Consider the following 24,848-nt stretch of genomic DNA (forward strand, 5'->3'; position numbering starts at 1 on the left):
CTCGACAGCTGCACGCTAAATGTCTGATGATTCGGTGCGCAAGCCCCCTGCGACGTCTGGAGTGCCGGTGGACGACCACGTGGACGACACGGTGAACGCGGTCATCAGGTGGGTGGACCGACCCTCCGGCGACGGCCCGCTGGCCGGGGTCCGGGTGGGCGTCAAGGACAACGTGGACGTCGCCGGCGGGCCCACGACCTGCGCGTCCGCCTTCTTCGCCGCGCGCGTTCCGGACCGTGATGCCGAGGTGGTGCGGCGGTTGTCGGACGCCGGAGCGGCGGTGGTGGCGACGCTGAACCTGAGCGAGTTCGCCGTCGGGGTGACCACCCAGAACTCCGCGGCCGGGCCGTGCCGCAACCCGTGGGACCCCGCACGCATCCCGGGCGGGTCGAGCGGCGGGTCGGGGGCCGCGGTGGCGGCGGGGATCGTCGACCTGGCCCTGGGCACCGACACCGGCGGGTCGATCCGGCTGCCGGCATCCGCGTGCGGGGTGGTCGGGCTGCGGCCCACGCACGGCTCGATCCCGCTGGACGGAGTCTTCCCGGTCTGCGACGACGTGGACACCGTCGGCCCCCTGGCGCGAACCGTCGACCTGGTCGCACGGGCGCAGCGGGTGCTCACCGGGTCGTCGGCCGACCTGCCCGCTCCCGCCGCCCCCCGGCGGATCGGCACACCGGTGCAGTTGCTGGTGGACATCGACCCGGGTGTGCAGCAGGTGGTGGACGCCGCGATGGCCGCCTTCGGCGCCGAGGTGGTGCCGGTGGAGGTCGAGGGCCTGCTCGACGCGCAGGACATCGTCTACACGCTGGTCTACGCCGACCTGGCCCGCATCCACGCTTCCCGGCTCGCGTCAGACCCCGAGCGGTTCCACCCCGACAGCCTGGTGCGGATCGGCCTGGGCCGGGACATAACCGCGGAGCAGCGGGCCGCCGCCGTCGAGGCCCGGCGGGCACTGCAGTCCCGCATCAGCGCCGCGATGGACGGCGTCGACCTCGTCCTCACCCCGACGCTGCCCGTCGACGTCCCCCGCGCCGACCCCGACGACGTGCTGCGGGTGTCGCGGCGGCTGGGGCAGCTGACCTACCCCTGGTCCCTGCACGCCGGCCCCACGCTGGCGCTGCCGGTCGGCTTCCACCCGGTGTCGGGGATGCCGGTCGGCGTCCAGCTCACTGCCCCCGAGGACGCCGAGGACGTCCTGTTCGCCGCCGGCCTCTGGTACCAGCAGCAGACGGACTGGCACACCCGCCGCCCACCGGCCCCTTCCTGTTGATCATCGCCATCCGCAGGTCGGACACGCCAGCCGGCGGCGCGTCTCAGCTGCACCTGACGATGATCAACAAGGCGGGAGGCGTTTCCGCGGAAACAGGTGCGGTTCAGCCGGCGCGGACGACCAGCTCGTTGCCCTCGGGGTCGGCGACCCGCTCGCCGCCCAGCAGCCGCCCGCCCGCCGCCTCCGCCGTCGCGAGCCGCTCCTCAACGGCGTCGGCCGGGACGGTCAACACGAACGAGGTGCGGTTGCGCTGGCGCCGACGGTCCTCCTCGGCCGGGTCCAGGGGCTGGAACGCGACGACGGGGCCGACCCGGTGCAGGTCGTGGATCTCGGTCAGCCCGGGCCGGGGGTCGGCGACGTAGCCCAGCGCCGCCGCCCAGAAGGCCTGCACGGCCGCGACGTCGGCGGCGTCGAGGAACAGCTGCACGAACACCGGGGCCGCCGGGTCGGGCACCGCACCCAGGTCACGGGCTGCGGCCTGGATCCGCGAGGCCACGGCGAGGACGTCGGCAGCGGGGGCGACGACGCCGTCCTCCCACTGGTCCTTGCCGCTGTCCAGGACGACGACGCCGGGCCGCAGGTCGATGCCCAGCGGCAGGTCGCCGACCAGCTCGGCGACGGCCGCGGCCAGCCGGGCGGGCTCCGGCGTGCGGTAGACGGCCATGGCGCTGAACACGGCGTGCCAGTCCTCGGCACCCTCGCCGAGCGGCCCGCCGGGCACCAGGTCGACCTCGTTGCCCTCCGGGTCCGCGTGCCGGACGCCGTACGGCCCGGCTCCGTCGCCCAGACCGAGCTGATCGACCACCCCGGCTGGGCGGACGACGTCCAGGTGCACCCGCTGGCGCAGCGACCGGTGCTCGGCGGAGCGGACGACCCGGACGCCGGGGCCACGGCGGAGCGGGTCGGGCAGGTCGCCGTCCGGGCCGGGTGCGCGACCGAGGACGCGGCCCCAGAACCCGGCGACGGCGGCGGGGTCCGCCGCCTCGACGACGACGTCGAGGCGCTGCAAGCCGGCCACCCGGACCCCGGTGGCCCGCACCTCGACCTCGGCGGTGGGGTCCCGGGCGAGCACGCGGCCGGCGAGGTCGGCCGCGGCCGGCAGGGAGGGTGCGGCGGACCATTCCGTCACGGCGCCGTCTGCCATCCCGGCACCGTAGTGCCCAGCGGACCGCGGCGAGAGCTGGCTGCAACCCATGACTGTGCAGTTCTCGGGGTCCGACGACCCGGATCGGCCCCGCGAACTGCACACTCGTGCGCCCCGGGGCGCGCTCAGCTGCGGCTGAGGCGGTCCATCTGCAGGTAGGCGCCGGTCAGGTGGTCCAGGTGCCGGCGCATGGCGGTGACGGCGCCGTCGGCGTCGCGGGCGGCGACCAGGTCGTGCAGCTCCGCGTGGTCGTCGGCCACGCAGGCCCAGAAGCCGTCGGGGGCGTGGTCGCGGCCGAACCGCGTCGCGAGCACCCGGAACAGCGGCGCGGTGATGACCTCCAGCAGCGGGTTGCCGGTGGCCCGCAGCAGAACCAGGTGGAAGTCCTGGTTCGCCGCGTACGTCGCCTCGCCGACCGCGGTGCCGGGGTCGAACTCCGCCCGCCGCAGGTCGTCGAGCTGCTCGTCGGTGCGGTGCCGGGCCGCCTCGCCCGCCGCGGGCACCTCCAGCAGGTGCCGCAGCGACATCAGCTGCCCGACCGTCACCCGCTCGGCGGCCGCCATCAGCGCCACCCCGGTCTCCAGGTGCGCGGACATGTGCGCCGCGGTCGGCACGCTGACGAAGCTGCCCCCGGACACCCCGCGGGTGGTCTGGATCAGGTCCTGCGACGCCAGCGAGCGCAGCGCCTCGCGCACCGTGGACCGGCCGACGCCGAACTCCGCCGACAGCTCCTGCTCGTTGGGCAGCCGCTCCCCCGGCACGAGCTCGCCGGACAGGATCCGGGCGCGGATGCTGCCCGCCAGCACGGCGTACGCAGGGCCGGTCACCCTGCGCAGTCTGCCAGCGGAACCGGTTCACACGGTGTTGACACCGCAGGCGTTGACGAGGCCAATCGTCTGACACTTGGATGGGGGCCCCGAGCAGAGGAGCTCCCCCGGTGCCCGTCACCCCCCGCGTCGCCGTCGTCTTCTACTCCGCCACCGGCAACCTGGCCGCGATGGCCGAGGCGATCGGCCGGGGCGCCGAGGAGACCGGCGCCGAGGTCCGGCTGCGCATCGTCCCCGAGCTCGCCCCCGCCGAGGCGGTCGCGGCCAACCCGAAGTGGCAGGCCTTCGTCGACGAGGCGAGGTACGAGACCGCCACCCTCGACGACCTCGAGTGGGCCAACGGCATCGCTCTCGGGAGCCCCACCCGCTTCGGCCTGCCCGCCGGCCAGCTCAAGGAGTTCCTCGACACCACCGGCGGCCTCTGGTTCCAGGGAAAGCTGGCCGACAAGGTCGGCACCGCCTTCACCAGCGCCAGCACCGGCCACGGCGGCCTGGAGTCGACGATCCTGGCGATGAACAACGTGCTCTACCACTGGGGCTCGCTCGTGCTGCCCCTCGGCTATGGCGAGCGGCACCTGATGAAGGAGTCGGGCAACCCCTACGGCGGCTCGTTCGTCTCCCGCTCCGGCGCCGCCCCCGACGACACCGCGCTGGAGGCCTGCCGGCTGCAGGGCGTCCGCCTCGCCCGGTTCGCCGGCGCCGTCGCCACCGGGCTCGCGGGGTGAGCGCCGAGGCGGTCCGGGTCGGCGTCGGCCGGCTGGACACCACCGAGCGCCCCGGCCTGGTGCTGGTCGACTGCCAGAACCTCTTCACCCTGGATCCAGCGGTCGACGAGGCCGTGGCGGCCTGCGGTCGCGCGGCCGCGGCGGCCCGGGAGGCCGGCGTCCCCGTCGTCTGGCTGCGCGTCGTCTTCGACGAGGGCGAGGACCTCGGCCCGGTCTGGACGGCGAAGGCCCCCGCGCTCACCCAGCTGCGCCCCGGCGCGGAGCTGGCCGGGTTCGACCCTCGCGTCGGCTACGTCGAGGGCGAGCCCGTCGTCACCAAGAAGCGCGCCTCGGGCTTCGTGCGCACCGACCTCGACGACCTGCTGCACGACCTGGACGTGCACACCCTCGCCGTCGCCGGGTTCACCACCGCCGGCTGCGTGCGGGCCACCGTCGTCGACGCCGCCTCGCTGGACTACGCCCCCGTCGTCCTGGCCGACGCCGTCGCCGACCGGTCGAGGCAGATCCACGACGCAGCCCTGGTCGACCTGGACGCCCGGTACGCCGACGTCGTCCCCGACGGGGCGGCCTGGTTCGGGGCGCTGGGGACTTCCGCACGCTGAATCGTCTGACATATGGTCGCGGTCACAGGAGGGAGCCCCATGAGCATCGCCCGACAGGTCGCCGACGTCGTCGCCCGCACCACCTGGGACGACGTCCCCACCCCCGTGCTGGACCGCGCACGCCACCTCGTCCTCGACGCCGTCGGCCTGGCCTTCGCCTCGTCCGCGCACCCGTTCGCCGACGTCGCCGCCGACGCCCTTGCCACCTTCGGCACCGGCGACGTCCCCACCCTGGGCTCGAAGACCCGGCTGTCCGCGCGGGACGCCGCCGTGCTCAACGGCGTGCTGGTGCACGGGCTGGACTTCGACGACACCCACATCGGCGCCGTCACCCACGTCTCCGCCGCGGCCCTGCCCGCGGCGATCAGCGCCGCCGTCGCGGCCGACGCGTCAACGCAGGACCTGCTGCTGGGCTACCTGCTCGGCGTCGAGGTCTCCGCCCGCGTCGGCCTGGCCGGTGCCGGCGCGTTCCACGACCTGGGCTTCCACCCCACCGCGGTGGCCGGGGCGTTCGGTTCCGCCGTCGCCGCCGGGAAGATCGCCGGGCTGGACGCCGACCAGCTGGTCGCCGCGCAGGGCGTGGTCGGCTCGATGGCCGCCGGGCTGCTGGAGTTCCTCGAGGACGGCTCCTGGACCAAGCGGCTGCACCCCGGCTGGGCGGCGCAGAGCGGCATCACCGCGGCCACGTTCGCGAAGGCCGGCTGGAGCGGGCCCGAGGCGGTCTACGAGGGCCGGTTCGGGCTGTTCGCCAGCCACCTGGCCGGCCGGGACACCCACCCCGACCTGGTCGCCGACGACCTCGGCGAGCGGTGGGAGACCCCGGAGACGGCGGTCAAGCCCTACCCGGTCTGCCACTTCGCGCACGCCTTCGCCGACGCCGTCCTGCTGCTGCGCGCCGAGCACGGGCTGACCGCCGCCGACGTCGCGTCGGTGCGGTGCGCGATCCACCCGGTGCCCGGCAAGGTGGTCTGCGAGCCCGCCGAGGCCAAGTGGGCGCCGCGCGACGAGTACGACGCCAAGTTCTCACTGCCCTACATCGTCTCCACCGCGCTGGCCCGCGGCCGGTTCACCCTCGCCGAGCTCTCGGACACCGCGCTGGCAGACCCCGAGGTGCTGGCGCTGGCCCGCAAGGTCGAGGTCGTCCCGGACGACGAGAGCGCCTTCCCGCAGGCCTACTCCGGCTGGGTGCAGGTCACCACCACCGACGGCCGCGTGCTCACCCACCGCGAGCAGGTCAACCGCGGCCACGCCGACCGGCCGCTCACCGACGCCGACGTCGTCGCCAAGTACCGGGAGTCGATGGCCCCGGTCGCCGACGAGGCCACCACCGAGCGGGTGCTCGCCGCCGTCCTGTCGCTGGGGGACGGCGGTTCCGCCCGCGACTTCGCCGAGGCCTGCGCAGCAGGCTGAGACACCCACCTTCCAGAGCAGAGGAGCACGGTCATGGACTTCGGCGTCTTCATCCCGATCGGGAACAACGGCTGGCTGATCAGCGAGAACGCACCCCAGTACATGCCGAGCTTCGAGCTCAACAAGCGCATCGTGCAGGAGGCCGAGGCGCAGGACTTCGCCTTCGCGCTGTCGATGATCAAGCTGCGCGGGTTCGGCGGGAAGACCGAGTTCTGGGACCACAACCTGGAGTCCTTCACCCTCATGGCCGGCCTCGCCGCCGTCACGGAGAGGATCAAGCTCTACGCGTCGACCGCCGTCCTCACCCTGCCCCCGGCCCTGGTGGCCCGGATGGCCACGACGATCGACTCGATCGCGCCGGGCCGGTTCGGCGTCAACATCGTGTCGGGCTGGGCGTCGGGCGAGTACGCGCAGATGGGGCTGTGGCCCGGCGACGACTACTTCGGCTACCGCTACGACTACTCCACCGAGTACGTCCAGGTGCTGCGCGACCTCTGGGAGACCGGGACCTGCGACCTGGACGGGCAGTACTTCCAGATGACCGACTGCAAGCTGTCCCCGCAGCCCAGCGGGCACGTGGACATCGTCTGCGCCGGCCAGAGCGAGCGCGGCATGCGGTTCTGCGCCGAGCACGGCGACTACAACTTCATCCTCTCGCCGGGCATCAACACCCCCGAGACCTACCGGGAGCCCACCGAGAAGCTGGCCGCCGCGGCGGCGAAGACCGGCCGGGACGTCGGCTCGCTGCCGCTGTTCATGGCGATCATCGCCGACACCGACGAGGAGGCGCAGGCCAAGTGGAAGAGCTACCACGACGGCGCTGACCTGGCGGCCCTGGGCTACATGAGCGACGAGGGCGCGAAGGACACGACCGCCGACTCCGGGGGCACCGCGCGGACGATCAACCTGCCCGAGGGCGCGGTCAACTTCAACATGGCCACCCTCGTCGGTTCGCCGGAGACCGTCGCCCGGCAGATCGACGAGGTCGCGAAGATGCCCGGCGTGAAGGGGATGATGTTCACCTTCGACGACTTCGAGCAGGGCGTGAAGACCTTCGGCGAGAAGGTCAAGCCGCTGCTCGGCTGATCGCCGGCGGGGCTCCCGTCCCCCCGTGCGGGAGCCCCGTCGGCCCACCTGGAAGGACCCCCTGTGACCTCGTTCGTCGCCCCCCGCCCGAACCCCCGCGCCCGGCTGCGCGAGCTGCTGGCCGCCGCCCAGGACACCGGCCGTCCGCTGGTCGCACCCGGCGCCTACGACGCGCTCGGCGCCCGGCTGGTGCAGCAGGCCGGGTTCGACGTCGTCTACATGACCGGCTTCGGGACGTCGGCCTCGCTGCTCGGCCGACCCGACATCGGGCTGCTGGGCGGTGCCGAGATGACCGACAACGCCCGCCGGATGGCGCAGGCGGTCGAGGTCCCGCTCATCGCCGACGCCGACACCGGCTACGGCAACGCGCTCAACGTCGTCCGCACCGTGCGGGAGTACGAGCAGGCCGGCGTCGGCGGGCTGCAGCTGGAGGACCAGGTCTCGCCCAAGCGCTGCGGCCACATGACCGGCAAGGCCGTGGTGGACGTCGAGGAGGCCGTGGCCAAGGTCCGCGCCGCGGTGGCCGCGCGCACCGACCCCGACCTGGTGGTCATCGCCCGCACCGACGTGGCGCAGGTCGAGGGCACCCGGGCGGCCGTCGACCGGGCGCTGCGGTTCGCCGACGCCGGCGCCGACGTCCTGTTCGTCGAGGCCCCCCGCACCGCCGAGGACGTCGAGCTGGTCGCCACCGAGCTGAAGGGCCACCACCTGCTCTTCAACTGGGTCGAGGGCGGGGCGACCGAGGGCCTGACCATGGACACCGTCGCCGAGCTGGGCTTCTCGCTGGTGCTGTTCCCGATCAGCACCCTGTTGGCCGCGACCCGGGCGATGCAGATGGCGCTGGAGACCTTGCAGCGGACGTCGTCCACCGAGGGCGCCCCGATGGGCGACTTCGGCGGGTTCCTGGAGACCATCGGCCTGCCGGGGATCCGGGAGGACGAGGCCCGCTTCGCCGTCTGAGGTGCGCCGTCAGTAGGTGAAGGCGCCGACGCCGGTGCGCAGGTCGGCGGCCATCCGGGACATCTCGTCCACGGCCACCCGCGTCTGCGACAGCGCCTGCGTGGTCGACTCCGCCGCGGTGGACACCCCGGTGATGTTCGCGGCGATCTCGGTGGTGCCGCCGGCGGCCTCGGCCACGCTGCGCGACATCTCGTTCGTCGTCGCGGTCTGCTCCTCCACCGCGCTGGCGATGGTCAGCTGGTAGTCGTTGATCTGCCCGATCACCTCACCGATCCGCCCGATCGCGGCCACCGCACCCCCCGTGTCGGCCTGGATCGCCTCCACCCGCCGCGCGATGTCCTCGGTCGCCCGGGCGGTCTCCTGGGCCAGCTCCTTGACCTCGTTGGCGACGACGGCGAAGCCCTTGCCGGCCTCGCCGGCGCGGGCGGCCTCGATCGTGGCGTTGAGCGCCAGCAGGTTCGTCTGCTCCGCGATGGAGGTGATCACCTTGACCACGTCGCCGATCTCCTTGGACGACAGGCCCAGCTTCTGGATCGTCTGGTTGGTCTCCTCGGCCTCGGTGACCGCCTCGGCGGCGACCCGGGCGGCCTGGTTGGCGTTCTGCGCGATCTCCCGGATCGAGGCGTTCATCTGCTCGGCCCCGGCGGCCACCGTGGCCACGCTGCGCGACACCTCGTCGGCTGCACCCGACACGGCACCCGACTGCACCGCCGTCTCCTCCGACGACGCCGCGATCTGCGCCGCGGACGCCGACAGCTCCTCGCTGGAGGCCGCCACCGCGTCGGCCGACGCGGCCACCTGGGCCATGACCGCTCGCAGGTGCACCAGCGCCTGGTCCAGCGACGCCCCCATCCGGCCGAGCTCGTCCCGGCTGGTCAGCCCCACCTGCACCGTCAGGTCGCCGGCCGCGAGCCGGTCGGTCGCGACCTGCACCTGCCGGATGCGCGCGGCCACCCCGGCGGCCACCCACCAGCCGGTGGCCATCGCGACCAGCACGCCCACCGCGAGGACCACGAGGTCGGTCGTGCGGGCGGACACGGCCGCGGACCGGGCATCGGCCGCCGCCGCCGCCGCGGCCGCGTTCTCCATCGCGTCCAGCTGCCGCAGCTCGTCCTGCGCCCGGTCGAACAGCGGGCCGACCTGCTGGGCGTTGGCCGCGACCCAGCCCGCCTCGTCCTTGGCCTCGGCCAGCGGCACGAGCAGCTGGTCGCTGAGCGCCGCGGCCTCGTCGAGGTGGGAGACGGCGTCGGACACCAGCGACTCCTGCTCGGCGTCCAGCCCGGTGGCGCGGTACTCCTCGACCGTCGTCCCGAACTGCTCGCGGGCCGCGTCGACGGCGTCCAGGGCGGCCTGCGTCCCGGCGGCGTCCCCGGCCAGGATCGCGTTGCGGTTCTGCACCCGGATGGTCTGGACGTCGTTCTCCAGCGAGGCGATGGCGCTGACGGCGACGAGGCTCTCGGAGTACATCCGGTCGGTGGTGCGGGCGCTGTCCTCCAGCGCGCCCACGCCCACCAGGCCGATCGCCACCGCGACCCCCGACGCCACGGTGACGGCGCTCAGGACCTTGACACGGACGCTGCGGTCGGCCCAGAAGCGGGCAGGGCCGGTGGGTCGGGGCACGGGGATCTCCTCCTCCGGGTCGCGATGCCGCCCCGCGGTCGGATCGGCATCCCCGGGACGGTGCCCGGGCGTCCCCGTCAACGGCCGATTCGGTTCCGCTGTTGAGCGCAACCCGGCAGGTCGCCGGAAGTTCCCGGGTGACCGTCCGCGCCCGGTCGACACGTCGACCGGGCGGCCTCAGCCCAGGACGACGAGCAGGTCCCCGCCCTCGACCTGCTGCACCTGCCCGATCGCGACGCGGGAGACGGTGCCGGCCCGCGGCGCGGTGATGCCGGCCTCCATCTTCATCGCCTCGATCGTGGCCAGGGTGTCCCCGGCCGCGACCTGGTCGCCCTCGGCCACCTGCAAGGTCACCACGCCGGCGAACGGCGCGGGCACCTGGCCGGGGTCGGACCGGTCGGCCTTCTCCGCCGCCTTCACGGCCGAGTCGACCGAGCGGTCGCGCACGCTCACCGGCCGCAGCTGGCCGTTGAGCGTGCACATCACCGTGCGCATGCCGCGCTCGTCGGGTTCGCTGACCGCCTCGACGCCGATGAGCAGCCGGACGCCGGGCTCGAGGTCGACGGCGTGCTCGGTGCCCCGCCGCAGGCCGTAGAGGAACTCCTTGCTGGGCAGCACGGAGGTGTCGCCGTAGGTCTCCCGGTGGGCCTCGAACTCCCGGGTGGGCGCCGGGAAGAGCAGCCGGTTCAGCGTCGGGCGCGGGGTGTCGCGCAACCCGGCCCGGTCGCCGTCGGACAGCTGCGCCGGCGGTTCGGCGGCCCGGCGACCCTCCAGCGCGCGGGTGCGGAAGGGCTCCGGCCACCCCCCGGGCGGGTCACCCAGCTCCCCCCGCAGGAACCCGACCACGGAGTCGGGCAGGTCGTACTTCCCGGGGTCGTCGGCGAAGGCGGCGACGTCCACCCCGGCGCCGACCAGCTGCAGCGCCAGGTCGCCGACCACCTTCGACGACGGGGTGACCTTGACCAGGTGCCCGAGCAGTCGGTCGGCCGCGGCGTAGGCGTCCTCGACCTCCTCGAAGCGCTGGCCCAGGCCCAGGGCGATGGCCTGCTGGCGCAGGTTCGACAGCTGCCCACCGGGGATCTCGTGGGTGTAGACCCGCCCGGTCGGGCTGGGCAGCCCGGACTCGAAGGGCGCGTACACCCGCCGCACGGCCTCCCAGTAGGGCTCGAGGTCGTTGACCGCCGCCAGGTCCAGGCCGGTGGCCCGCTCGGTGTGGTCGGTGGCGGCCACGATCGCCGACAGGGGCGGCTGCGACGTCGTCCCCGCCATCGAGGCGACGGCGCCGTCGACGGCGTCCACCCCGGCCTGCCAGGCCGCCATGAGCGTGGCCAGCTGGCCGCCGGCGGTGTCGTGGGTGTGCAGGTGCACCGGCAGGTCGAACCGCTCGCGCAGGGCGGTGACCAGGGTGGCCGCGGCCGGCGGGCGCAGCAGCCCGGCCATGTCCTTGATGGCCAGCACGTGCGCGCCGGCCTCGACGATCTGCTCGGCCAGCCGCAGGTAGTAGTCCAGCGTGTAGAGCGTCTCCGCCGGGTCGGAGAGGTCCCCGGTGTAGCACAGCGCCACCTCGGCCAGCGCCGTCCCGGTGTCCCGGACCGCCTCGATCGCCGGGCGCATCTGGGCGACGTCGTTGAGGGCGTCGAACACGCGGAAGACGTCGATCCCGGTGCGCGCGGCCTCGTCGACGAACGCCGTCGTCACCTCGGTCGGGTAGGGCGTGTAGCCGACGGTGTTGCGGCCGCGCAGCAGCATCTGCAGCGCGACGTTGGGCACCGCCTCGCGCAGCGCGGCCAGCCGCTCCCACGGGTCCTCGTGCAGGAAGCGCAGCGCGACGTCGTAGGTGGCCCCGCCCCAGCACTCCAGGCTGAGCAGCTGCGGCGTCGTCCGGGCGACGTGCGGGGCGACCGCGAGCAGGTCCTTGGTGCGCACCCGGGTGGCCAGCAGCGACTGGTGCGCGTCGCGGAAGGTGGTGTCGGTGACCGCCAGCGCGGTCTGCTCCCGCAGCGCCCGGGCGAACCCGACCGGGCCGAGGTCGCGCAGCTGCTGCCGCGACCCGGCCGGGGGCTCCCCGGCGAGGTCGGCGGCGGGCAGCTTGTCGGTGGGGTCGACCAGGTGCGGCCGCTCGCCGTGCGGGGCGTTGACCGTGACGTCGGCCAGGTAGGCCAGTAGCCGGGTGCCGCGGTCGGCGGACTGCCGCGCGGTGAGCAGCTCGGGCCGCTCCTCGATGAAGGACGTCGTCACCCGGCCCGCGCGGAAGTCGGGGTCGTCGAGCACCGCCTGCAGGAACGGGATGTTGGTGGCCACACCCCGGATCCGGAACTCGGCGACCGCCCGGCGGGCCCGGGCCACCGCGACGCCGAAGTCGCGGCCGCGGCAGGTGAGCTTGACCAGCATCGAGTCGAAGTGCGCCCCCACCTCGGCACCCATCGACGAGCCGCCGTCCAGCCGGACGCCCGCGCCGCCGGGCGAGCGGTAGGCGGTGATCCGGCCGGTGTCGGGGCGGAAGCCGTTGGCGGGGTCCTCGGTGGTGATCCGGCACTGCAGCGCCGCGCCCCGCAGCTGCACGGTGTCCTGGGAGAGCCCGAGGTCGGCCAGCGTCTCGCCGGACGCGATGCGCAGCTGGGCCTGCACGAGGTCGACGTCGGTGACCTCCTCGGTGACCGTGTGCTCGACCTGGATGCGGGGGTTCATCTCGATGAACACGTGCTCGCCGCGCTCGTCGAGCAGGAACTCCACGGTGCCCGCGCACGAGTAGCCGATGGCCCGGGCGAAGGCGACCGCGTCGGCGCAGATCCGCTCGCGCAGCGCGGGGTCGAGGTCGGGCGCCGGGGCCAGCTCGATGACCTTCTGGTGCCGGCGCTGCACCGAGCAGTCGCGCTCGAAGAGGTGGATGACCTCGCCCGTGGTGTCGGCGAGGATCTGCACCTCGATGTGCCGCGGGTTCACCACCGCCTGCTCGATGAACACAGTGGCATCCCCGAACGCCGACTCGGCCTCGCGCATGGCCGCCTCGATGGCGCCCTGCAGGGCCGCGCGGTCCTCGACCCGGCGCATGCCGCGCCCCCCGCCGCCGGCGACCGCCTTGACGAAGACCGGCAGCTCCATGCCCTCGGCGGCGGCGAGCAGGGTGTCGACGTCGTCGCTGGGGTCGGTGGAGCCCAGGACCGGCAGGCCGGCGTCCTTCGCGGCGGCGATCGCGCGGGCCTTGTTGCCGGTCAGCTCCAGCACCTCGGCGCTGGGGCCGACGAAGGTGATGCCGGCCTGCGCGCAGGCGGCGGCCAGGTCGGGGTTCTCCGAGAGGAACCCGTAGCCGGGGTAGACGGCGTCGGCGCCGGCCCGGCGGGCGGCGGCGACCACGGCCTGCACGTCCAGGTAGGCCCGCACCGGGTGGCCGGGCTCGCCGATCTCGTAGGACTCGTCGGCCTTGAGCCGGTGCACCGAGTTGCGGTCCTCGTGCGGGAACACCGCGACCGTGCCCGCGCCCAGCTCGTAGGCGGCGCGGAACGCCCGGACGGCGATCTCCCCGCGGTTGGCGACCAGGACCTTGGTGAACACGCATGCCTCCGGTGGTTCGGGTGTGGGCACGGTAGCGGGAGGGCACGGCCCGGTCGTGACCTCTCCCCGCACCGCCCTGATCACCGGCGCCTCCAGCGGGATCGGCCGGGCCACCGCCCTGCTGCTCGCCGCGGAGGGCGCCTCGCTGGTGCTGCTGGCCCGGGGCCGGCCCGCGCTGGAGGCGACCGCGGCGGAGTGCCGCGCCGCCGGCGCCGCCGACGTCGTCGTCGAGCCGTGTGACATCACCGACGCCGACGCCGTCACCGCCGCCGTCGGCCGGGCCGGGGCCCTGGACCTGGTCGTGCACTCGGCCACCGTCATGGCCTACGGCGACGTGGAGGACCTGCCGGCCGACGTCTTCGAGCGGGTGGTGGACACCGGCATCAAGGGGACGGCGAACGTGGCCCGCCCGGTGCTGGCGACGTTCCGGCGGCAGGGGCGCGGCGACCTCGTCGTCGTCAGTTCGCTGCTGGCCTCGATCACCGCACCGACGATGGGCGCCTACGCCACCGCCAAGTGGGGCCAGCTCGGCCTGGTGCGCACGCTGCAGCAGGAGACCCGGGACGTGCCGGGCATCCGCATCGCCGCGGTCTCGCCGGGCGGGGTGAACACCCCGATCTACTACCAGGCCGCGACCGTGCTCGGGAACACCGGCCACCCGCCGCCGCCGGTCTACTCCCCGCGCCGGGTGGCCCGCACGATCCTGGACGTCGCGGGCTCGCACCGGCGGCTGCGGCAGAGCGGCATCGCCAACCCGGTGATCATCGCCGGCTACCGGCTGGCGCCCGCGGTGTTCGACGCCCTGGTCGGCCCGCTGCTGCGCGTCTTCGGCATGTCCCGGGACTCGGTGCCCGCCACCGAGGGCAACGTCTTCGCCTCCGTGCCGGAGCAGAACGCCGAGAAGGGTCCCTGGCGCGACGTCTGAGCTTGTATGCGCAACGTATACTCCGGTCATGAGCTCGCCCGACACCACCGTGCGCGTGTCCCGGGAGACGCGGGACGAGGTCCGACGGATGGCGGCCGAGCGGGGCGTCAGCGCCGACCGGGTGCTGGCGGACGCGTTGCGTCTCGTGCGGTGGGAGGCCCTCCGGCAACAGGCGGAGACCGAGATCGCCGCTGCCGCCGACGATCCGGCCGACCGGGCCGAGGTCGCCGCAGCGGCTCGCGATCTGCTCGACCCCCCGGCGTGAGGGGCGCGGTCCACCGCATCCGCGCCGACCACCACGCGCGTGGTCACGAGCAGGGCGGTCGGCGGTTCGCCGTCGTCCTCCAGGCCACCAGGTTCGATCTGCTGTCCCGGTGGGTGGTGGCGCCGACCAGCACTGGTGCGAGGTCGATGGTGGTCCGCCCGGAGGTCGACTGGGGCGACGGCCCCACCCTGGTGCTCTGCGATTCCCTGGTGTCGGTGGACCCGGCGATCCGGCTGGGCGACCAGGTCGGTCACCTCACCCTGGCCGACCTGCGCGCGGTCGACGTCGCGCTGGCCCTGCTGCTCGACCTGAGCCCGCCGCCCAGCTTCTGACACGTCGAGCGCTGCCCCCGTCCGCTCTCGCTACGGTGCCCGCGTGGAGCTGCTGGGCACGCTGACCGCCGTCGGGTGCGCGCTGGTCGGCGGGGTGTTCTTCGCGTTCAGCGGGTTCGTCATGGCGGGGCTCGGCCGGGCACCGGACGGCGCCGGGGCGATGCGGGCGGTGAACGTGGCCGCCGTCCGGCCGCCGCTGATGGTGCTGCTGTTCGGGACGGCGGCCGCCTGCGTCGCCGTGCTCGTCGTCGCCCCGGAGGTGCTGGACCGGATCGGAGCCGGGCTGTACCTGGTGGGCACCGTCGGGGTGACCGTCGCGGCGAACGTGCCGCTCAACGACGCCCTCGAGCGCGACCCCGACACCTGGCCGCGCTACCTGCGGGTCTGGACGCGGTGGAACACGCTGCGCACCGTGTCGGCCACCGCGGCCGCCGTCCTGCTGCTGGTGGCCTGAACCCGCACGATGGGGACGTGGTGAACCCCTTCGACGCGGCCCGGGCCGCGTTCCGCGGCCGGGTGTCCGGGGACCCCACCGGCGCACCGGACTGGGTACGGGAGATCGCCACCGTCGGCTCCGGCGAGGGCTGGTACGACCCGGACGGCGTCGTCTGGCGGGTGCACGGCGACCTGTCCACGCTGGTCGGCGGGGTGGCTGCGCTGCTCGGCCAGGGTGCGCACCCGCTGGCGCTGGCCGGGGTGCAACGCCACTCGGCCTACCGGGAGGACCCCTGGAAGCGGCTGGCCGGCACCGCCCGCTGGCTGGTGGTGACCACCTTCGGGTCCGCGGAGCTGGCCGAGCGGGAGTCCGCCCGGGTGCGCGGGATGCACCGCCGGGTGCAGGGCACGCTCCCCGACGGCCGCGGCTACTCCGCCGGCGACCCCGACCTGCTGCGCTGGGTGCACCTGGCCTTCACCGACGCCTTCCTCGCCGCGCAGGACGCCGTCGGCCGCTCGATGTCCCGCTACGGCCCCCGCTGGCACGACGCGTACGTGCGCGACTGGGCACCCAGCGCCCAGGCGCTGGGTGCGACCGACCTGCCGGTGTCGCGCGCGGAGCTGGCGGAGGCGATCCGTGCCTACCGGCCGGTGCTCGAGCCGGTGCCCGAGGACCTGCTGACCTTCCTGCAGGGCCCGCCCGGGCTGTCGGCGGCGGAGAGGGTGGTCTACGCCGGGTTCTCCGCCGGCGCCGCCCGGCTGGTCTCCCCCACCATCGCCCCGCTGGCCCAGGTGCCCGGCCGGGCCTCCCGCAGCCCGCGCGACCGCGCCCAGCTGCTGGTCACCGAGGCCCAGCTGCGCGCGCTCAACCTGGCCCTGGGCTCGCACAGCCCGAGCGAGGAGGCGGCCCGGTGGCGCCTGGGGGTCGGCCCCGCCCCCGCGTGGGCTGAGCGCGCCGCCAGTTGATCATCGTCATCCGCAGCTGAGGACACGGGGCGCGGGGCGCGTCCGGCCTGCACCTGACGATGATCAACTGCGGGCAGGGGAGGATGTCCCCTCGTGGACTTCACCCGCCTCGTCCGCGACGCCGTCGACCGGCTCGACGGCGTCGCGCTGCCGACGCCGGTGCAGCGGCTCCCGCGGCTGTCGGCGCTGACCGGCGCCGAGGTCTGGACCAAGCGCGAGGACCTGCAGGTCGGCCGCTCGTACAAGGTGCGCGGCGCCTACAACACCATCGCCCAGCTCGACCCGGGCACCGCGGTGGTCACCGCCAGCGCCGGCAACCACGCCCAGGGCTTCGCGTACGCCTGCGCGTCGCTGGGCGTCCGCGGCACCGTCGTCGTCCCCGGGACCACGCCGAAGCAGAAGCGGCAGCGCATCGCGGCCCTCGGCGGCGACGCGATCACGCTGCGGGTCGAGGGCGACACCTACGACGACTCGGCCCGGATCGCCGCCGAGCTCGCCGCCGCGTCCGGCGCCGTCGTCGTCCCCGCGTTCGACGCGCTGTCGACCGTCGCCGGGCAGGCCACGGTCGCCGTGGAGTTCCTCGCCCAGCTGCCGGTCGCGCCCGACGTCGTCGTCCTGCCGGTCGGGGGCGGCGGGCTGCTGGCCGGCTGCGCGACCTGGCTGCGCGAGCACTCCCCCGCCACCCGGGTGGTCGGCGTGGAGCCGGCCGGCGCCGCCGGGATGGCCGCGGCGATGGCGGCCGGGGAGCCGGTGGTGCTGGCCGAGATCGACACCTTCGTCGACGGCGCCGCGGTGCGCCGGGCCGGCGACGTCACCTTCCCGCTGGTCCGGGACGCCGGGGTGGAGCTGGTCGCCGTCCCCGAGGGCGCGGTCTGCACCGAGATGCTCGAGCTCTACCAGGTGGACGGCGTCATCGCGGAGCCCGCCGGGGCCCTCGCGACAGCGGCGCTGGCGAGCGGTGCGGTGACCGTCGAGCAGGGGCAGACGGTGCTCGCGCTGCTCAGCGGCGGCAACAACGACGTCAGCCGGTACGCCGAGGTGGTCGAGCGCTCGCTGGTGCACCGCGGGCTCAAGCACTACTTCCTGGTCGAGTTCCCGCAGGAGCCGGGCGCGCTGCGCCGCTTCCTGGACGAGGTGCTCGGCCCGGACGACGACATCGTGCTCTTCGAGTACCAGAAGCGGGACAACCGCGAGACCGGGGCGGCGCTGGTCGGCATCGAGCTGGGCGCCGCGGCCGGGCTGACGCCGCTGCTGGCCCGCATCGCCGCCGGCCCGCTGCGCATCCAGCACCTGGCCCCCGGGACGACGGCCTACCGCTTCCTGGTCTGAACCCTGCGCGCGGCGGCCACCGGGTCGCGCGCAACGGATGGTGCGGCAGGTGTGACCGTCGACACCATCGGGCCGCGGCGGTCGAGACGCGGCCGCCCTGATGCGGAGGTCATCGATGACGCTGCCCATGCACCAGGCCGACGGACTGCTCGGCCACTACAAGCCGGTCACCGAGAACCCGGTCTTCAACGACCAGAAGCTGAAGCTGGGCGTGTTCTCGTCCAACTGCTCCGGTGGCGTGATCATGAGCGACGCGCCCACCGACTTCCGCGTCACCTGGGACCAGCAGCTGCAGATCGCCCGGACGGCGGACCGGCTGGGCATGGAGGCGATGGTCCCGGTCGGTCGCTGGACCGGCTTCGGCGGCAACACCGACTTCAACGGCGTCTGCTTCGAGACCTACACCTGGGCCGCGGGCCTCGCGCAGGCGACGGAGAACATCGGCATCTTCACCACCACGCACCTGCCGACCATCCACCCGATCGTCGGCGCCAAGATGGCCACCACGATCGACCACATCTCGAACGGCCGGTTCGGGATGAATCTCGTCATGGGCTGGTTCACCCCCGAGATGGAGCTGTTCGGCCGCAAGCAGCTCGAGCACGACGAGCGCTACGCGTTCGGCCAGGAGTGGATCGACTTCGCCATGAAGCTGTGGAACGAGGACGGCACCTTCGACGTCGACGGCACGCACTTCACCTCGCACGGCGCGAAGGCCTACCCCAAGCCGGTGCAGACCCCGCGGCCCGCGCTGCTCAACGCCGGTGCCTCCCCCGCCGGCCAGGAGTTCTCCGCCCGCAACGTCGACATCAACCTCATCGCGCTCCCGACCGAGGAGGCCCCGGCCTACATCAAGGGCATCAAGCAGCTGGCCAACGACAAGTACGAGCGCGACATCGACGTCTGGACCTACTGCCTGGTCATCTGCCGGGAGACCGAGAAGGAGGCCAAGGCCGCGCAGCAGGCGATCATCGACGCCGGCGACTGGCCGGGCGCCAACATCATCATGGACGTCCTGGGCATCCAGTCGCAGAGCTTCGGCAGCCAGATCAAGCAGTTCCAGGAGCGGTTCATCGCCGGCTGGGGCGGGCCGAACCTGGTCGGGACGCCGGAGCAGGTCGCCGAGCAGTTCCACGAGCTGTCCGAGGCCGGCATGGGCGGGGCCATCTTCGGCTTCCACGACTACGCCACGGAGCTCGAGGAGTTCGGCGCCGAGGTCATGCCGATCATGAAGAGGAACGGCCTGCGCCACTGACCCCTCGTGCCGCCGCCGGGCAGCGATCAACCCGGCGGCGGCACGTCAGTCCAGGAGGTCGAGGGCGGCGGCCACCACCGAGTCGGTGTCGATGCCGTGATGGCGGTAGACGCTGGCCAGGTCGCCGGACTGCCCGAACCGCGTCACGCCCAGGTGCACGGCGGGCACCCGGTGGATGCCGGCGAGGAACGCCAGGGTGTGCGGGTGGCCGTCCAGCACGGTGACCATGGGTGCTGCCCGATCGGCGGGGAACGCCTGGTCCAGCACGGCGGTGGGGGCGTCGTCCTGGCCCCGGCGGGCCTGCAGCGCCCGGAACAGCAGCCCCGGTGAGGTCACCACCACGACGTCGGCCGGGTGGCCCAGGCCGGTGAGCCGGTCGGCGGCGGCCAGGCCCTCGGGCACCAGCGCACCCATGGTCACCACCGTGACGGCGGGCTTCTCGACCCGGCGCAGGGCGTAGGCCCCGGCCACCACCTGACGACGGCGGCGCTCGCGGGCGGCCGGGTCCTCGGGGACCGCGGCCAGGGTCTGGTCGACCGGCCGGGTCGAGAGGCGCAGGTAGGCGCTGGTGCCGCCGGGCTTGCCCAGCCGGCCGAGGGAGGCGAGCAGGCACCACTCGGTGTCCAGGGCGAAGGCGGGCTCGTAGGTGACGACGCCGGGCTGCTCCAGCCCGATGGACGGCGTGGTGATCGACTGGTGCGCCCCGCCCTCGCCGGCCAGCGTCACCCCCGACGGCGTCCCGACCAGGATCGACTGGCCGCCGGCGTAGACGCCGAAGCTCCACGGCTCCAGCGCCCGGGAGACGAACGGGTCGTACATGACCCCGATCGGCAGCAGCGGCTGCTCCCACCGCGACCACGTCGCGCCCAGCTCGCCCATCAGGCCGACCAGGTTGACCTCGGCGATGCCCAGCTCCACGTGCTGGCCGCTGGGCCGCTCCCGCCAGTGCAGGATCGTCTCGGGGTCGTCGGAGAACCAGTCGCGCCGGTCCTCGGCGGCCCACACGCCGACCTTGTTCACCCAGCCGCCCAGGTTGGTGGAGCTGGACACGTCGGGGCTGACCGTCACCACCCGCGCACCCGCCTCCGGCGCGGCCCGGTTGAGGTCGAGCAGGGTGCGGCCCAGCGCCGCCTGGGTGGTGCCGGTGCCGTTCGGCGTCCGGCCCAGGTCGCCGGGGACCGACGGCGCCGCCGCCCCCTGGTGCGGGGCGCGGCGCAGCCGGTCGGCGGCCGCGGCCAGCAGCCGGCCCGGACCCGAGGCGGGGTCGAAGCGGCTCCACGGGTCGGCCGGGTCCACGCCCACCCGGTCGGCCAGCTCGTGCAGCTGGGCCTCGGTGAGCAGCGCGGAGTGGTTCTGCGGGTGGCCCTCGATGGCCAGGCCGTAGCCCTTGAGCGTGTAGGCCAGCACCACGGTGGGGCGGGTGTCGTCGATCTGGGCGAACGCCGTCCGCAGCGCCGCCAGGTCGTGCCCGCCGAGGTTGCGCACCGCGGCGACCAGGTCGTCGTCGGCGACCCCGGCGATCAGGCCGGCGATCGCGGCGGCCCCGGCGCCGTCCCCGGGCAGGTGCTCGCGCAGCTCGCCGGCCGAACGGCGCAGCATCCGCTGGTACTCGGGGTTGGTCATCTCGTCGATCCGGTCGCGCAGCTCCGGGCCGCCCTCGCGGGTGTAGAGCTCCTCCAGCAGGGCGCCGTACTTGACGGTGAGCACCTGCCAGCCGGCCGCGGCGAACATGCCCTGCAGCCGGGTCGCGCCGAAGGTCGGGACGACGCGGTCCAGGGACTGCCGGTTGAGGTCGACCACCCAGCAGACCTCGCCCAGCTCGGCCACCATCGGGTCCACCACGGCCTCCCACACCGCGCCCTCGTCGAGCTCGGCGTCGCCGACCAGCGACCACTGCCGACCCGCGCCGCCCGTGCCGAACTGGGTGTTGACGTAGCGGCGGGCGATCGCGCCCCAGATCGGTGCGGTCGCCCCGATGCCCACCGAGCCGGTGGAGTAGTCGGCCGGCACCGGGTCCTTGAGGCGCGAAGGGTAGGACTGCAGGCCGCCGAACTCCCGCAGCGTGGTCAGCGCCGACGCCGGCAGCTGACCGAGCAGGTACTCCAGGGCGTGCAGCACCGGCGAGGCGTGCGGCTTCACCGACACCCGGTCCTCCGGGCCCAGGGTCTCCAGCCACAGCGCGGTCATGATCGTGGTGATCGAGGCGGACGACGCCTGGTGGCCGCCGACCTTGAGCCCGGTCGGGTTGGGCCGCACCCGGTTGGCGTGGTCGACGACGGCGCTGGCCAGCCAGAGCACCCGTTGCTCGACCTCGCGGAGGGCGGCGTCGTCGGTGCTGGTGCCGGCAGCGTTGCCGAGGGTGGCGGTCATGCACCCAGCTTGACCGACCGTGCGGCCCCCCGGCCAGCCGCCTGCTGCAGCCCGGCATCCGCCCCGTGCGCTGCGCGGACACCGCGGCGCACCCAGCGGCTGGTGCTCATGTCGTGCACGACCTACATTGCGGGCGCAAGCTGTGGCCTGGGCCACATCCGAGACGCCGTCGTCCGCGTGGAGGTGACCGTGGGCCAACCCCTGTCGCGGTTCCCCGTGGTCGGCACGCGGAGCCTCGAGGAGGCGCAGGACGCCGTCACGCGGGTCTACCTCCAGCACGACCTGACCGCGCGCGGTGACCAGGTGGCGATGCGGCTCAACGCCGTCACCGACCGGAACTTCACCCTCGGGTACCTGACCTACGGTGCGCAGACCGAGCTGGTCATGCCGCCCACCGAGGACTGCTACCACGTCAACCTCACCACCGCGGGCAGCACGGACGCCGACCGCTCCGACGGCGCCCGCACCCGCACGGTGGCCCGCACGTCGGGCGCGGTGCTCAACCCCCAGCAGCGCAACACCGTGCGCTGGACGCCCGACGCCGAGCAGCTGATCCTCAAGATCCCGCGCGCCAGCCTGGAGTCCCACCTGGGCGACCTGATCGGCCGGTCGGTGGCCGAGGTGGTCGACTTCGACTTCGGCCTGGACCTCACCGACCCGGCCGGGCAGTCGCTGCTGAACTCGGTGGAGTTCCTGGCCCGGGAGCTGGACCGGCCCGGCGGGCTGGCCGAGATGCCGCTGGCCCGCGAGCAGCTCGAGGCGTTCGTGATGACCCAGCTGCTGCACGCCGGCCGGCACCAGTTCTCCGACGCCCTGGCCGCCCCGGCCCGGGCCCTGGAGCACGGTCGACTGGCCCCGGTGGTGGCCTTCCTGGAGGAGCACGCCGACGAGGCGCTCACCCCCCAGCAGCTGGCGCGGGTGGGCTGCATGAGCGTGCGCACCCTGCACGCGGCCTTCCAACAGCAGTACGGCGAGTCCCCGATGAGCTACCTGCGCCGGGTCCGGCTGGACCGGGTGCGCGCCGAGCTCGTGCACGCCGACCCCACCACGGTGCGGGTCACCGACGTCGCCGTGCGCTGGGGGTTCTTCCACCAGAGCCGGTTCGCCCAGCAGTACCGGGACCGCTTCGGCGAGCTCCCGTCCGCCACCCTCCGCCACTGACCCGGGAGACCACCCTCGTGGACTACGACGAACTGTCGGCCGCCTTCCTCGCCGAGCCCTCCGCCGGCCGGCCCGCGCCCCGCATCCCCTCCGGGGCCGCCCGGTCCCTGCGCGACGCCGCCGAGCCGCTGGCGACCATCGGCTTCTGGGGCAAGCCGGCCTACGCCGCGATGGAGGCGCTCGGCCTGGAGTTCCTCACCGGCTACGTGTGGGGCCGCACCGCGCCGATGGGCGAACCCACCGCGCCGGTCGTCGTCGCCGCGTTCGGCGTCTTCGAGCCGGGGCTGATCACGTCCCTGTACGACCAGGCGCGGGGCATCGCCACCCGCGAGCAGGTGCTGGCCGCCCGGGAGAAGGGGGCGGTGGAGTCGCTGCACGAGATCCTCGGCGACGTCCCGACCTCCGACGTCGAGACCGCGGTGGCGCAGCTGCGCCGGGCCACCGACGTCGCCGTCGCCGACGTCGTCGGCCGCCCGCTGGTGGCCGGGCTCGCGTCGCTGCAGTGGCCCGCCGACCCGTGGGGCCAGCTGTGGCACGCGTTGAACATCCTGCGCGAGTACCGCGGCGACACCCACCAGGCCGCCAACGTCGCCGCCGGGCTGTCGGGCGTGCAGATGAACCTGGTGACCGAGTACTGGATCGGGTGGGAGCCCCGCGCCTACGCGGGAACCCGCGCCTGGTCGCCCGAGGTGATGGACGCCGCCGACGCCGACCTGCGCGAGCGCGGCTGGCTGGCCGACGGCGAGCTGACCGCCACCGGCCGGGCCGAGCGCGACCGCATCGAGCAGGTCACCGACGAGGCCATGGCCCGGGTGCTCGCCCCCATCGGGGACGACCTCGCGTCGCTGACCGCGCAGCTGGACGAGTGGAGCAACCGCATCGTGGCCGCCGGCGCCGCCCCGCCCGACCCCTACAAGCGCGTCAGCGGCTGACCCTTCCCCCGGCGTGGATCAGGTGGGACGACCACCGTGCATCCTCCGCCACTGACGTCGGTGGCGGAGGATGCACATGCGTCGTCGGACCTGATCCACGCCGTGCGGGGGGGTGGGGCCGTCAGGGCTCCAGCAGCACCTTGATGGCGCCGTCCCGCTTGGTGCTGGCGACCTCGAAGGCCTCCGGGGCGTCGTCGAGGGAGAAGCGGTGCGTGACCAGCGGGCTCAGGTCGACCCGGCCGGCCCGGATGAGCTCCAGGGACCGCTCGTACTGCCCGCGCCCGCCGTTGCCGCCGACCCCGAACACCGTCGCGGTCTTGAGCATCATCGGGACGACGGGGATGCCGGGGAGGTCGTTGGCGTAGCCGATGAAGCTGGCCTTGCCCTCCTTGCGCACCAGGTCGATCACCGACGCCGAGGCCGCGGGCGCACCCGAGGTCTCCACGACGATGTCCGCCCCGCGGCCGCCGTGCATCTCCAGCACCCGCTCCACGAGCCCGTCGGTGCGGCTGTCCAGGCAGTCGGTGGCCCCGAACGCCCGGGAGACCTCGAAGACCTCCTCGCGGACGTCGGTCACGGTCAGCCGGCCGGCGCCGCTCAGCGCCGCGAACCGCGCCACCGCCAGGCCGATCGGGCCCTGCCCGAGCACCAGCACCGAGTCGCCGAGCTTGATCTGCAGCCGGTCGATGCAGTTCAGCGCGACGGCGAAGGGCTCGAGCAGCGCCGCGCCCCAGATCGGCACGCCGTCGGGGATCGGCACCAGGTTCACCCGGGGGACCGCGACCAGCTCGGCGAAGCAGCCGTCGCTCCACAGCCCGATCAGCTTCTTGTTCGGGCAGTCCAGCGAGGGCCCGTCGACGCAGGCCGCGCAGTTCCCGCACGGCAGCGAGGGCTTGACCGCGAACTGCTGGCCGACCAGCGACTCGTCGACGCCCTCCCCGACCGAGACGACGGTGCCGGCGAAGTCGTGCCCGGGCACCCGCGGGAAGGGCGAGTCGATGCGGCCCTCGAACTGGTGGGCGTCGGTGCCGCACAGCGAGGCGACGTCGACGTGCACCACCACGTGCAGCGGGTCGGCGGTGGGGTCGCGACGCTCCTGGACCTCGACCTGGCCGACACCGGTGAGGACGACGGCCTTCACGCCGCGTCCTCGCCGGTGTACCCCTCGGGGACCTCGAACCGCTCGGGCAGCTTGCCGCGCGACTTCAGCACGGCGTGCAGCTGGTCGCGGTGGTGCACGACGTGGCCCACCACGATGGGCAGCCACTCGGCCACGGTCATCCGGCCCAGCGTGGTGATCTCCACCGACCGGGCGAGGATCTCCTCGGTGTGCATCGGCAGCGTCGTCACCATCGTGCGGCGCAGCGAGGCGATCTTGTCCGCGGCCTCGGCGGCGGTGGGCGGGATCGCGCCGATCGTGTCGTGGCCGATCTCCTCCCGGTAGAAGAAGTCCAGCTCGGGGTCGGCCTGCAGCCGCGCGATGTCGGCCACCCACAGCAGCCCGGCCAGGGTCATGTGGCTGACCACCGTGGCGCCGGTCCAGCCACCGCCCGGGTCGGCCACGTGCAGGTCGCCGTCGTCGATGCTGCGCAGCAGCTCCTCGACGGCGGTCAGGGTGCGGTCGGCGATCCGCGTCTGCGTCTCGACGATGTCGGACATGGTGCTCCCGTCGTCCGGCCGGG

22 protein-coding genes are annotated in these 24,848 nt (G+C 74.2%); 15 read left to right on the forward strand and 7 right to left on the reverse strand.

Annotated elements, in window-relative coordinates; genetic code table 11:
• The first annotated feature begins 67 nt into the window (after positions 1-67).
• Positions 68-1,270, forward strand: coding sequence for an amidase (locus NH342_RS04350; RefSeq protein ID WP_253011720.1), 1,203 nt, complete (start codon positions 68-70; stop codon positions 1,268-1,270).
• A 103-nt stretch (positions 1,271-1,373) separates the two neighbouring features.
• On the opposite strand, the gene NH342_RS04355 is transcribed toward NH342_RS04350, so the two are convergent.
• Together NH342_RS04355 and NH342_RS04360 are read right to left on the reverse strand one after the other, a co-directional pair.
• Entirely contained in the window at positions 1,374-2,414 is a 1,041-nt protein-coding gene (locus NH342_RS04355; RefSeq protein ID WP_253011723.1) for a VOC family protein, read from the reverse strand.
• Between the two features lie 125 nt (positions 2,415-2,539).
• A complete protein-coding gene (locus NH342_RS04360; protein WP_253011726.1) occupies positions 2,540-3,241 on the reverse strand; it encodes a FadR/GntR family transcriptional regulator in 702 nt (233 codons plus the stop codon).
• A gap of 110 nt (positions 3,242-3,351) precedes the next feature.
• Between NH342_RS04360 and wrbA the strand changes: the two genes are divergently transcribed.
• The 5 genes from wrbA to NH342_RS04385 all read left to right on the forward strand — a co-directional run bounded on the left by wrbA (position 3,352) and on the right by NH342_RS04385 (position 8,024).
• Entirely contained in the window at positions 3,352-3,966 is a 615-nt protein-coding gene (wrbA, locus tag NH342_RS04365; RefSeq protein WP_253011729.1) for an NAD(P)H:quinone oxidoreductase, read from the forward strand.
• Positions 3,963-4,568, forward strand: a complete 606-nt coding sequence (locus NH342_RS04370; protein WP_253011732.1) for an isochorismatase family protein — start codon at positions 3,963-3,965, stop codon at positions 4,566-4,568. Before wrbA ends, NH342_RS04370 begins: the two co-directional genes overlap by 4 nt.
• Positions 4,569-4,607: 39 nt before the next feature.
• The gene (locus NH342_RS04375; protein WP_253011735.1) at positions 4,608-5,978 is read left to right on the forward strand and encodes an MmgE/PrpD family protein; all 1,371 of its coding nucleotides are present in this window, start codon (positions 4,608-4,610) and stop codon (positions 5,976-5,978) included.
• 33 nt (positions 5,979-6,011) lie between these two features.
• Positions 6,012-7,064, forward strand: coding sequence for a pyrimidine utilization protein A (gene rutA, locus NH342_RS04380; RefSeq protein WP_253011738.1), 1,053 nt, complete (start codon positions 6,012-6,014; stop codon positions 7,062-7,064).
• A 63-nt stretch (positions 7,065-7,127) separates the two neighbouring features.
• Positions 7,128-8,024, forward strand: coding sequence for an oxaloacetate decarboxylase (locus tag NH342_RS04385; protein WP_253011741.1), 897 nt, complete (start codon positions 7,128-7,130; stop codon positions 8,022-8,024).
• A 9-nt stretch (positions 8,025-8,033) separates the two neighbouring features.
• Here the strand turns inward: NH342_RS04385 and NH342_RS04390 are convergent, their stop codons facing one another.
• Together NH342_RS04390 and NH342_RS04395 are read right to left on the reverse strand one after the other, a co-directional pair.
• Positions 8,034-9,644, reverse strand: a complete 1,611-nt coding sequence (locus tag NH342_RS04390) for a methyl-accepting chemotaxis protein (RefSeq protein WP_253011743.1) — start codon at positions 9,642-9,644, stop codon at positions 8,034-8,036.
• 177 nt (positions 9,645-9,821) lie between these two features.
• Entirely contained in the window at positions 9,822-13,196 is a 3,375-nt protein-coding gene (locus NH342_RS04395) for a pyruvate carboxylase (protein ID WP_253011745.1), read from the reverse strand.
• A gap of 55 nt (positions 13,197-13,251) precedes the next feature.
• On the opposite strand from NH342_RS04395, the gene NH342_RS04400 reads away from it, so the two are divergent.
• The 7 genes from NH342_RS04400 to NH342_RS04430 all read left to right on the forward strand — a co-directional run bounded on the left by NH342_RS04400 (position 13,252) and on the right by NH342_RS04430 (position 18,703).
• The gene (locus tag NH342_RS04400; protein WP_253011747.1) at positions 13,252-14,121 is read left to right on the forward strand and encodes an SDR family oxidoreductase; all 870 of its coding nucleotides are present in this window, start codon (positions 13,252-13,254) and stop codon (positions 14,119-14,121) included.
• 28 nt (positions 14,122-14,149) lie between these two features.
• Positions 14,150-14,386: a hypothetical protein gene (locus NH342_RS04405; protein ID WP_253011750.1), complete on the forward strand. Its 237-nt coding sequence runs from the start codon at positions 14,150-14,152 to the stop codon at positions 14,384-14,386.
• Complete coding sequence (locus tag NH342_RS04410; RefSeq protein ID WP_253011753.1) at positions 14,383-14,718, forward strand: type II toxin-antitoxin system PemK/MazF family toxin; 336 nt, start codon at positions 14,383-14,385, stop codon at positions 14,716-14,718. The genes NH342_RS04405 and NH342_RS04410 overlap by 4 nt, the downstream gene beginning before the upstream one ends.
• A gap of 43 nt (positions 14,719-14,761) precedes the next feature.
• A complete protein-coding gene (locus NH342_RS04415; RefSeq protein ID WP_253011756.1) occupies positions 14,762-15,172 on the forward strand; it encodes an anthrone oxygenase family protein in 411 nt (136 codons plus the stop codon).
• 17 nt (positions 15,173-15,189) lie between these two features.
• Positions 15,190-16,119 carry an oxygenase MpaB family protein gene (locus NH342_RS04420; RefSeq protein WP_253011759.1) on the forward strand — a complete coding sequence of 310 codons (930 nt, stop codon included), beginning with the start codon at positions 15,190-15,192 and terminating at the stop codon, positions 16,117-16,119.
• A 93-nt stretch (positions 16,120-16,212) separates the two neighbouring features.
• Complete coding sequence (gene ilvA, locus NH342_RS04425) at positions 16,213-17,448, forward strand: threonine ammonia-lyase IlvA (protein WP_253011762.1); 1,236 nt, start codon at positions 16,213-16,215, stop codon at positions 17,446-17,448.
• A gap of 115 nt (positions 17,449-17,563) precedes the next feature.
• Complete coding sequence (locus tag NH342_RS04430) at positions 17,564-18,703, forward strand: LLM class flavin-dependent oxidoreductase (RefSeq protein ID WP_253011765.1); 1,140 nt, start codon at positions 17,564-17,566, stop codon at positions 18,701-18,703.
• 45 nt (positions 18,704-18,748) lie between these two features.
• Here NH342_RS04430 and NH342_RS04435 read toward each other — a convergent pair whose 3' ends face one another.
• Entirely contained in the window at positions 18,749-21,073 is a 2,325-nt protein-coding gene (locus tag NH342_RS04435) for a hypothetical protein (RefSeq protein WP_253011768.1), read from the reverse strand.
• Between the two features lie 189 nt (positions 21,074-21,262).
• On the opposite strand from NH342_RS04435, the gene NH342_RS04440 reads away from it, so the two are divergent.
• Positions 21,263-22,234: an AraC family transcriptional regulator gene (locus NH342_RS04440; protein WP_253011771.1), complete on the forward strand. Its 972-nt coding sequence runs from the start codon at positions 21,263-21,265 to the stop codon at positions 22,232-22,234.
• Between the two features lie 17 nt (positions 22,235-22,251).
• Positions 22,252-23,166 (forward strand): hypothetical protein, encoded by a 915-nt coding sequence (locus NH342_RS04445; protein ID WP_253011774.1) that lies wholly within the window; start codon positions 22,252-22,254, stop codon positions 23,164-23,166.
• Positions 23,167-23,287: 121 nt separating this feature from the next.
• On the opposite strand, the gene NH342_RS04450 is transcribed toward NH342_RS04445, so the two are convergent.
• Together NH342_RS04450 and NH342_RS04455 are read right to left on the reverse strand one after the other, a co-directional pair.
• Positions 23,288-24,307, reverse strand: coding sequence for a zinc-binding dehydrogenase (locus NH342_RS04450; protein ID WP_253011776.1), 1,020 nt, complete (start codon positions 24,305-24,307; stop codon positions 23,288-23,290).
• Positions 24,304-24,825 (reverse strand): DinB family protein, encoded by a 522-nt coding sequence (locus tag NH342_RS04455; protein WP_253011778.1) that lies wholly within the window; start codon positions 24,823-24,825, stop codon positions 24,304-24,306. Before NH342_RS04455 ends, NH342_RS04450 begins: the two co-directional genes overlap by 4 nt.
• Between the last annotated feature and the right edge of the window lie 23 nt (positions 24,826-24,848).

This window comes from Klenkia sp. PcliD-1-E (genome assembly GCF_024124375.1).
Taxonomy (GTDB): Bacteria; Actinomycetota; Actinomycetes; order Mycobacteriales; family Geodermatophilaceae; genus Klenkia.